Source organism: Pseudomonas sp. 18.1.10 (genome assembly GCF_024655625.1).
Classification (GTDB): domain Bacteria; phylum Pseudomonadota; class Gammaproteobacteria; order Pseudomonadales; family Pseudomonadaceae; genus Aquipseudomonas.
Genome location: NZ_JANLGL010000025.1, coordinates 38,313 through 47,086 on the forward strand (window position 1 = coordinate 38,313; position 8,774 = coordinate 47,086).

The window sequence follows — 8,774 nt, forward strand, 5'->3', positions numbered from 1 at the left end:
GGCAAATCCTATTTGGAATAGCGGCGAATGGCTTCGAGCAGCTCGTCGACACCTTTCGCTCTTTCGTCATTGCTGAGTGTCGGATTCGCGACGTGTTCACGAGCGTGGTCTTCGATAATTTCATCCATCAGCCCATTGATAGCGCCACGGGCAGAAGCGACCAAAAGCAGGGTTTTCGAGCAGTCATCATCAGAGTCGAGTGCTCGCTCAATCGCCTGGACTTGCCCAGCGATTCGCTTTACGCGCTTAAGAAGATTGTCTTTGCTTGATCTCATGTGACTCATACCATACCCCCCCTACCTATTAGAACAATATAATCACACGTTCCAATTGGCCATACAACCCAGGGAGGGAATCCATCCGACCAGCAGCGTTGCAGCATCTGAATGCTGCATTCGAAACATTCAGCACGTCGCCTCGCCGCGCAGTACCAATACAAGCCGTATGGGCGGCCCGGCACTTCAATAATTCGATAGATGGCGTAGCGCCTATCTCTTGAGCTGCCTAGGTCTATGGTTTAGGATCGAACCACATCCCCCCTGGGAGGATGCAGCAATCAACAGAGACGAAACCAGCTGATTGCGTCTCTTCGTGGAAAGTTCGGTAACCACATGGTTACGCACTTCGCTATTTGAGATATTTCATGCTGAAAATCCTAGCCAACCGTACCTACCGCCACCTCTTCTTGGCTCAAGTGATTGCGCTCATTGGGACGGGTCTTGCCACTGTTGCATTAGGCCTATTAGCGTTCGACCTTGCAGGTGCCAATGCGGGCGCTGTGCTCGGTACGGCGTTGGCGATCAAAATGACGGCCTACATTGGCGTTGCGCCAATCGCAGCCGCTTTTGCAGAGCGTTTACCCCGCCGGGCAATGCTGGTCTCTCTGGATCTGGTGCGAGCACTGGTCGCACTGGCTCTTCCGTTTGTGACGGAAGTCTGGCAAATCTACGTGCTGATTTTCGTCCTTCAGTCCGCTTCGGCAGCGTTCACTCCGACGTTCCAGGCGACCATTCCAGACATACTGGTGGATGAAGACGACTACACCCGTGCCTTGTCGCTATCACGTCTGGCCTATGATCTTGAAAGTGTCGCGAGCCCGATGCTTGCCGCTGCACTGTTGACGGTGATCAGCTTCCATAGCCTGTTCGCCGGCACGGTCATTGGGTTCCTTGCCTCAGCGGCCCTAGTCGCCACAGTGCTGCTGCCTAAGGCGAAGCAGATACCACGACGCAGCATCTACGAACGAACCACCCGTGGCATGCGCATATTTCTGGCCACACCTCGCTTGCGAGGGCTGTTGGCTCTCAATCTTACGGTTGCGGCCGCCAGTGCTATGGTCATCGTCAATACGGTGGTGCTGGTGCAGTCGCGCTTCGCTCTGCCGCAGAGTTCTACGGCATTGGCGCTGGCCGCGTTTGGTGGCGGTTCCATGGTGGCGGCCCTGGTCTTGCCTCGACTGTTGAAAAATATCAAAGACCGAACGGCCATGTTGTTTGGTGGAGGAGTATTGGTCGCAGGCTTAGCAGTTGGCATCAACCTAACCACCTATAACTTCCTGCTACCGCTGTGGGTGGTGCTTGGGGTGGGCTACTCCTTGGCTCAAACCCCGAGCGGTCGACTGTTGCGTCGCTCGGCACATGCCGAAGATCGCCCAGCGTTGTTTGCCGCCCAATTTGCGCTATCCCATGCTTGCTGGTTGATTACCTACCCATTGGCGGGATGGTTGGGTGCGAACATCAGCCTCACTGCGTCGTTTGTTGGGCTCGCTGTCGTGGCAGGTAGTGCGCTGGTGGTCAGCATCGTGATCTGGCGTCCAGCTCATGACCAAGACTCTATCAAGCACACCCATGAGAATCTGCCGGGCGATCACACGCACGTCGACGGCCAGGAAGGTGCGGATCACGAACATCCATACGTGATCGATGATCAACATCGCCGATGGCCCAACAAATGATTGTAAGTTCCTAAGATTTGCTAAGGCTAGCTGTCGGACATTCAGACTAGGAGCCGTAGGGCTTGCAGAGCGGCAAGGTGCCCCGGATAGAACCAGTAGCCCCATTGCCCGACCGGCCAGATCTTGAAGGAGAAGGTCTGACGCAGAAGCCAAAGTCCGATCAAGGGGGCCGCGAATGCGGTGCTCAAAGCCAGCATTGAATAGATTTCCAAGTCCAACGCCCTGGTTACGATGCTACTGCGGGTATTGCTCAACAGGCATAGAGCCGCTGGCAGCAGCCAAAGAACACCTGGGTTCTTTATTGCTACTAAGACAGCCGCTGGAACAAGTGCACCGTAGAAGCCGTACATCAGAGGATCATCCAGCACGTAGGCAACTGCAGCGGCCATCAACGCCATAGCGCCGCTCAACAAAGTGCGATGTTGCCACCCCCAGGCAATCACCAGCCCTAACGCCAGGGTAACCAACACGTTGAATGATCCCGAGGTGCTGATGTAGCGATAAGGCACTTCTGAAATGGCGGCGAACAACAGCATCAAGGCGAGGTAGCGTCCGTTCGCAGCAGTCAGCCACTCACCCGGTTTGGAGCGCGCCACGTTGGCCGCAATGGCGAGACAGAACAGCGGAAAAGACAGCCGCCCCAGAATGAACAGATTACTCATCTCCGGCCACACCAAGCGTAAGTGATCGATAACCATGGTCAGCATCGCCAGCCACTTGATCAGATCCAGACTACTGCTTCGGCTCTTGAGTAAGGAATTCTGGGCTGTATGAGCAGTCGTCATACCCACCCCAGTGTGACGGCGGTCAGCACGAGATAACGCACGCCCTTGGCCAGGGTGACAATCAGCAGAAAACTCCAAAGTGGCTCGCGCATGACTCCGGCGACGACTGTCAGCGGATCGCCAATGATCGGCACCCAGCTCAGCAGCAACGACCAGCGCCCGTAGCGCAGGTAGGAGTTCCGGGCCTTTTCAAGCTTGCTCTCGCTCACCGGGAACCAGCGCTTGTGGCGCAATCGCTCAATAGAGCGACCTAGAATCCAGTTCAGCGCCGATCCGAGCACGTTGCCGAAGGTGGCGACCGCCAAAAGCGTAGAAACGACGTACTGGTCGGAAAGCAGCATCCCGACCAGCACAGCTTCAGATTGCATTGGCAGTAACGTGGCGGCACCGAATGCCGCCAGGAACAGACCAACGTAGCTGGTGAGTTCAAACACTCGGACGTCGCCTCATGCGTTCAGGCCGATCCAGCCATGAAAGCCGACGTACAGACCAACACCGATGATCAACACGCTGGACAGGTAAGGTGCACGACGCGCAACGGCGCCCATCCAAGGCCAGCGATTCGAGGCCTGCTTGGCGCCAATAGCGGCTGCTGCACCGACGGTAACCAGTGTGAGCGCCAGACCAATGCTGAAGCACAGGACGAGCACGCCACCCAAGGCGACTTCTTTGATCTGAAGGCAGAGCAGTAGAACGGTGATGGCCGCAGGGCAAGGAATGAGCCCCCCCGTCAAGCCGAACATAATGATCTGTCCCGTGGTGACCTCACGGTTGGTAAAGCGCTTGCGGATATCGTTGGCATGGGCGCGCTCATGCGCATCCTGATAGCCATCAATCGACAACTCCAGGCCTTCCAGTTCGGAATGCGCGTGCCCGTGATCATGCTCTTGGTATTCTAGGTCATAATCATGGGAATGACCCGCATGGCCCAGACTCAAGCGGGCACTGAACTCATGAGGCTCCGGGATATCGACTGCCGACTCCAGGAAGCCTTCGCGCTCGACGAAAGAGAACGATTGAGTGCTGCCGTCCGGACGGGTAGTCATCAGGCGAACATCTGAGGCTGCCCAGGCGTGTCCGGTCAATGTCTTCAGGCGCCAGTGCGGTGGCATGCCTTCTTCGAAGATTGACAGCTCAACACGGCCATGGCTGGTATCGATTCGGTGGGTCTCATCATGATGACCATGGTCATGCTCGTCGTGGTGGTGATCATCACCTTGCTCGAACTTGAACATCTGCTCACCACGCCAGGTACGCCACAACATCCAGAGCGCAATCACAATGATCAGCGCGGAGGACGCGAGCTGGAAGTAAGGTTCTGTGGTTTGAGCATCCAGACCTTTGCCCAGGTACATTCCGCCGATTGCAACCAACCACACCACTGCGGTGTGCGAAAGCGTCGCGGCCAAGCCCAACAAAACGGCCTGTTTGACCGAGCCACGGATAGCCACGATGAAGGCCGCCATCATGGTTTTTGAATGGCCCGGCTCCAGGCCATGTAAGGCACCGAGCAGAATAGCGCTCGGAAAATACAGCCAGGCGTGTGAACCACCTGCTGCAAGAGTTCAGCGAAGTTGGGCATGTCAGACCTAAAGGTACTTGGTGATTTGCTTGAAGGCTTCCAGTGGTGCGCGCTCGCCATTGTTCAACGCCGAGACGGTGTCCTCCAGGCAGTGATCAATGTGATCCTGGATGAGCGTGCGCTTCGCTTGGCACACCGCTTTTTCAACAGCATGCAGCTGCTGGGCGATGTCCACGCACTGACGACCCTCTTCGATCATGGTGATGATGCCGCGTAAATGGCCGTCCGCCCGCTTGAGCCGCTTGATGATTGCTTCATGACTTTGGTGGGTATGCGCATGGCTGTGTTCGTGTTCTTGCTCACTCATGACTTGAGCCTCAGGCCTCAATGAATTAGGCTGGCATCCTATCCCCCCTAGGGGGATGCGGTCAAACGCATCAAAGCCCCACAAAACGAGTTGAAAGCCGAACACTATGTTCAGTAGAACACTGACAATGACGGTGGTAATCGCACTTGCTCTGGCCATGTTTGTGGCTTGGGCCGGGCATACCTATACGTTGTCGGTGACATCGAAACAGCCAGCCTGGGAGATTGCGCAAGATGCCCATCACTCCAATGAGCAGCAGGCAGAGATGTCGAGCGCGAGCTACTCGGATCACTACCACTCGCCGTTGACCCCTGACCATCAGCACGAAACGCCACAGCTCACGTCCGCGTTGAGTTTGGCTGCACAGCCGAAGCTGTCCATACGAGTTGATGCACGCCGATATTCCGTTCCTCGTCCGCCGATTTTCTTGATCGAGCGTCCACCCCGTCCTTCGTTCGCATCCTGACCATGGCCGCACCGCGGCCTTTGATCCCTGCAACGTAGGATTGATCTATGCATTCGCACTCGATGAGCGGCGTTGTCGCATTCACTGCGCCATCGCACCGCCCGCTACTGCTGTTTTTTTTACTTGTCACTGCACTTTTCCTCGGGATGCCCGAGGCGATGGCTCACGCCGTCGCGGAAGGAGACAAGGGCTTCATCCAGGAAAGTTCCGGCGTCTTGTTGCTGCCCTTCATCTACATGGGAGCCAAACACATGATGACAGGCTACGACCACCTGCTGTTTCTGTTCGGGGTGATCTTCTTCCTCTACCGCCTGAAAGACGTGGGGCTCTACGTCACGCTGTTCGCTGTAGGCCACTCGGTCACGCTGCTGCTTGGCGTACTGACCGAGATCAGCATCAGCTCCTACATCATCGACGCCATCATCGGTTTCTCGGTGGTGTACAAGGCGCTCGATAACCTGGGTGCATTCCAGCGCTGGTTCGGTTTCCAACCCAACACCAAGGTGGCCACGTTGATCTTCGGACTACTCCACGGTTTTGGGCTGGCAACGAAGATTCAGGAGTACGAGATCTCGTCTGATGGCCTGATTCCGAACCTGATCGCCTTCAACGTAGGTGTTGAGATCGGCCAATTGCTGGCCCTTAGCGCGATTCTCATTTTGATGGGGTATTGGCGGCGCACCGGCGGTTTCTGGCGCCACGCCTACGCCGCCAACGTCGCCATGATGAGTGCCGGTTTCCTGCTGATGGGTTACCAGATCACCGGCCTGTTTGTCTCTGCGTAAGGAATTCTGACCATGTTCAATACTCCGCTTCCAACTGTTAATGAATTGCCCAGCACTCGCAAACTGGTGCGTTCGACTGTCATTGCACTGTTGACTGCGGTCGTCCTGCTGGTGACCGTTGTCATGCCTTCGGAATATGCCGTTGATCCAACGGGTGTGGGCCGAGCACTGGGGCTGACCCAAATGGGCGAACTGAAGATCATCCTGGCCCAGGAGGCTTTGGCGGATGCAGCACCACCTCAACCAGCAACTTTAGCTCCAGCTCCAGCTTCGCAGGTTGCACAGGCTGAACCTGTTGCGACACCTGTTACTCCGCCAGTGGCGACACCTCCCCCAGCTCTGAAGACAAATCAAATGAGCGTCACGCTCAAGCCAGGTGAAGGGACAGAAATCAAACTGAAAGTGCTGAAGGGCAAGACGGTCAGCTATGAATGGACAGCGGCTGGTGGGCCTGTGAATTACGACACCCATGGCGAGCCTTACAACGGTGAAAAGGGTTACTTCCACAGCTATACCAAGGGCAAGCAAGTCAAAAGTGACAAAGGTGAATTCACCGCCATTTTTGACGGCACCCATGGTTGGTTTTGGCGTAACCGCAGCAATAGCGACGTGACCATCTCACTGAGAACGGCCGGCGATTACTTGAGCGTCAAACAGTAATCCGAAGCAGCGATGGCTGTTCTATTGCCGAAAATGCAGCGATCAACCTAGATAAAGACCATTTATCTCATCCATTTTTTGAAGAGTCATTCCATGAAAACCCCAGCAACGCTGATTCGTTCGATGCTCCTGATTTGCTTTATTGGCCTGATGACCGCATGCGGTGGCGGTGAGAAAGGAACAACATCCAAGACCGCTGAGCACGGACACTCACACGAGTAACACCCTGAATAAAACATGGCCGCATTTGCGGCCTTGTTTGCTTCTATATCTCAACCTGCGCACCCAGTTCGACCACTCGGTCAGCGGCAAATGGAAGTATTTGAGGTTGCTGTTGACGTGCTTCAGTAAAAAAGTGAACAAGCTTTCTCGCCGACGAGCCATTCCGATACGCTTGATCGGGATATCCGTCTCGCGGCTAAGGAAGTAGGTGGATTGCTTCGTGCAGAAATCCAGCTCATTCAAGTGTAAGAAACTCAAGGCTACGGCTAGGTCAGGCTCCCCGATAAGACCAAAGTGCGGGTTAACCCGGAAAAATTATTCGTCATAAGCCTAGACCTCAAACCGCCGATCATCTGGTACGCGCAGCTGTCTTCAGACGCCACAGTTAGCAACACCACCTGCTCGTGCAGAACCTGTTTATGCAATAGATTGTGCGAGAGCGCATGAGGGGCTGTATCAGCATTGTAATAACTGCCGGGTCATACCAACATTTATGTCAATCCACAAAAAAAGGCGCCACTAGGGCGCCTAAGCCGTCTCTAAACCAAAGGAGAAACAAAGAGACGGGGGTGTATTTGGCAATTGGACACCTGATGCCGATGGCTAGCGTCCGTTAAAGCAGTTGCAATGGGTATTCGACAATCAGTCTGACTTCGTCCAAATCAGATTCGAAATCGGTAGCTCGTGTCGTTGCTTGGCGAACACGCAAAGACATGTCCTTCAGAGAGCCTGACTGGATGACGTATTTGGCCTCTATGTCTCGCTCCCAACGCTTTTGGTCCTGCAATGGGGCACCATCCGCGCCGCGACGCATGTACACGCTGTTCGCGTTGGAATAGTCCGCATCCCAGCCCTTAGCGTAGCGGGTCATGAAGCTGAGACCGGGGATGCCGAAAGCCTGCATATCTAGATCGTAGCGCAGCTGCAAGGATTGCTCTTTCGGTGAGTTGAAATCGCTGTATTGGATAGAGTTATCCAAGAAAATTGAGTCGGACTGGCGAAGGTAGTCAAAGTCGTCGTTACCATTATTGCGCTGGTAACCAACGGTCACGGCGTGCGCTCCGAATTTGACCCCGGTCTTGCCGCTCCAGATGTTGTTATCGAAGCTTCCCAGAAGTTTTTTACCCTCATCAACCGCTCGGTAGTAATTAAAGCCGCCGATTAGCGATACGCTTTCTGAGAGTGGATAGCTCAATGTGGTGCCCGCGTAGTATTGGTTCCACACATCCTTGAATTGGCTGGTGTAAAGACTCACACCTACGTGCTCATTGACCGTGTAATCGCCCCCTAGATAAGCGATCCATGGAGCATCTACTGCACCGGCGTAAAAAGTTGAAAAGCCGTCACGCATGCTACTGGAATTGGGTTGGCTCATCGCATGCAGCCGGCCCCCCTGAAGGGTCAGGCCTTTGATGCTGGTATTAGTGAACGTTGCACCACGGAAACTCTCCGGGAGAAGTCGGGAATCCCCATAGGCAACGACAGGCGTCGATGGAAATACGTCGCCTACCTTGACGACTGTATCCAGGAAACGCACTTTTGCGGCCCCGCCTACTTTTGAGTAGGAGTCTTCAGGTTGGCCTTTGCTATTGTGCGGCAAGACATCGACTGAGCTTCGGGCTCCCGAGCGACCATCACCTGAATCGAGCTTGAGGCCTTCCATTGCAAACGCATCAATGCCGAAGCCTACGGTACCTTGAGTAAAGCCTGATTCGAATCGGCCAATAATGCCATGAGCCCATTCGGCTGAGTAACCATTGCCCGTGGGGCTTGACTGGCCCTTTCGATAATCACGATTGAGATAGAGATTCCGATTGAGAATACTAAAGGTGCTCCCCTCAATGAACCCTTCAGGCTTTTGCTCCACAGCTACTGCAACTTGCCCCATGCTCATGCCAAGGGCAATTAGAGAAAGACCATAAATGCTTTTATTGTTCATTTAACACTCCAGGCTTTAGGGAATCTCCGAACAAGTTTTCAAATGTGCTGAAATACGCCTGACCACCTGATCCG

At 54.7% G+C, this 8,774-nt stretch carries 9 protein-coding genes and 2 pseudogenes; 4 read left to right on the top strand and 7 right to left on the bottom strand.

All coding sequences use genetic code 11. From position 1 onward, the window contains the following. Positions 1–8 precede the first annotated feature (8 nt). On the bottom strand, positions 9–284 hold the full coding sequence (locus tag NUV89_RS07015) for a metal/formaldehyde-sensitive transcriptional repressor (protein WP_025992775.1): 276 nt from the start codon (positions 282–284) through the stop codon (positions 9–11). A 359-nt stretch (positions 285–643) separates the two neighbouring features. Here NUV89_RS07015 and NUV89_RS07020 point away from each other — a divergent pair, with 359 nt between their 5' ends. Further along, positions 644–1,954 (top strand): MFS transporter, encoded by a 1,311-nt coding sequence (locus NUV89_RS07020; protein ID WP_032856631.1) that lies wholly within the window; start codon positions 644–646, stop codon positions 1,952–1,954. 41 nt (positions 1,955–1,995) lie between these two features. On the opposite strand, the gene NUV89_RS07025 is transcribed toward NUV89_RS07020, so the two are convergent. The 4 genes and pseudogenes from NUV89_RS07025 to NUV89_RS07040 form a co-directional block, all read right to left on the bottom strand. Then, the gene (locus tag NUV89_RS07025) at positions 1,996–2,739 is read right to left on the bottom strand and encodes a TraX family protein (protein ID WP_050593284.1); all 744 of its coding nucleotides are present in this window, start codon (positions 2,737–2,739) and stop codon (positions 1,996–1,998) included. Then, positions 2,736–3,173, bottom strand: a complete 438-nt coding sequence (locus NUV89_RS07030; RefSeq protein WP_032856630.1) for a YqaA family protein — start codon at positions 3,171–3,173, stop codon at positions 2,736–2,738. The genes NUV89_RS07025 and NUV89_RS07030 overlap by 4 nt, the downstream gene beginning before the upstream one ends. 12 nt (positions 3,174–3,185) lie before the next feature. Continuing rightward, a pseudogene (locus tag NUV89_RS07035) lies at positions 3,186–4,321 on the bottom strand (nickel/cobalt efflux protein RcnA). Positions 4,322–4,328: 7 nt separating this feature from the next. Next, complete coding sequence (locus NUV89_RS07040) at positions 4,329–4,628, bottom strand: metal-sensing transcriptional repressor (RefSeq protein ID WP_032856629.1); 300 nt, start codon at positions 4,626–4,628, stop codon at positions 4,329–4,331. A 127-nt stretch (positions 4,629–4,755) separates the two neighbouring features. On the opposite strand from NUV89_RS07040, the gene NUV89_RS07045 reads away from it, so the two are divergent. From NUV89_RS07045 to NUV89_RS07055, 3 genes are read left to right on the top strand one after another with little or no spacing between them, the layout of a single operon-like run. After that, the gene (locus tag NUV89_RS07045) at positions 4,756–5,094 is read left to right on the top strand and encodes a hypothetical protein (protein ID WP_229752137.1); all 339 of its coding nucleotides are present in this window, start codon (positions 4,756–4,758) and stop codon (positions 5,092–5,094) included. Between the two features lie 47 nt (positions 5,095–5,141). Further along, complete coding sequence (locus NUV89_RS07050; RefSeq protein WP_032856628.1) at positions 5,142–5,879, top strand: HupE/UreJ family protein; 738 nt, start codon at positions 5,142–5,144, stop codon at positions 5,877–5,879. Positions 5,880–5,891: 12 nt separating this feature from the next. Next, entirely contained in the window at positions 5,892–6,539 is a 648-nt protein-coding gene (locus tag NUV89_RS07055) for a hypothetical protein (RefSeq protein WP_032856627.1), read from the top strand. 265 nt (positions 6,540–6,804) lie between these two features. Here NUV89_RS07055 and NUV89_RS07060 read toward each other — a convergent pair. Both NUV89_RS07060 and NUV89_RS07065 read right to left on the bottom strand, forming a co-directional pair. After that, positions 6,805–7,219 (bottom strand): annotated as a pseudogene (locus NUV89_RS07060) (potassium transporter Kup); the annotation flags it as partial. A 155-nt stretch (positions 7,220–7,374) separates the two neighbouring features. Then, positions 7,375–8,700, bottom strand: coding sequence for an OprD family porin (locus NUV89_RS07065; RefSeq protein ID WP_019334884.1), 1,326 nt, complete (start codon positions 8,698–8,700; stop codon positions 7,375–7,377). Positions 8,701–8,774: the final 74 nt, after the last annotated feature.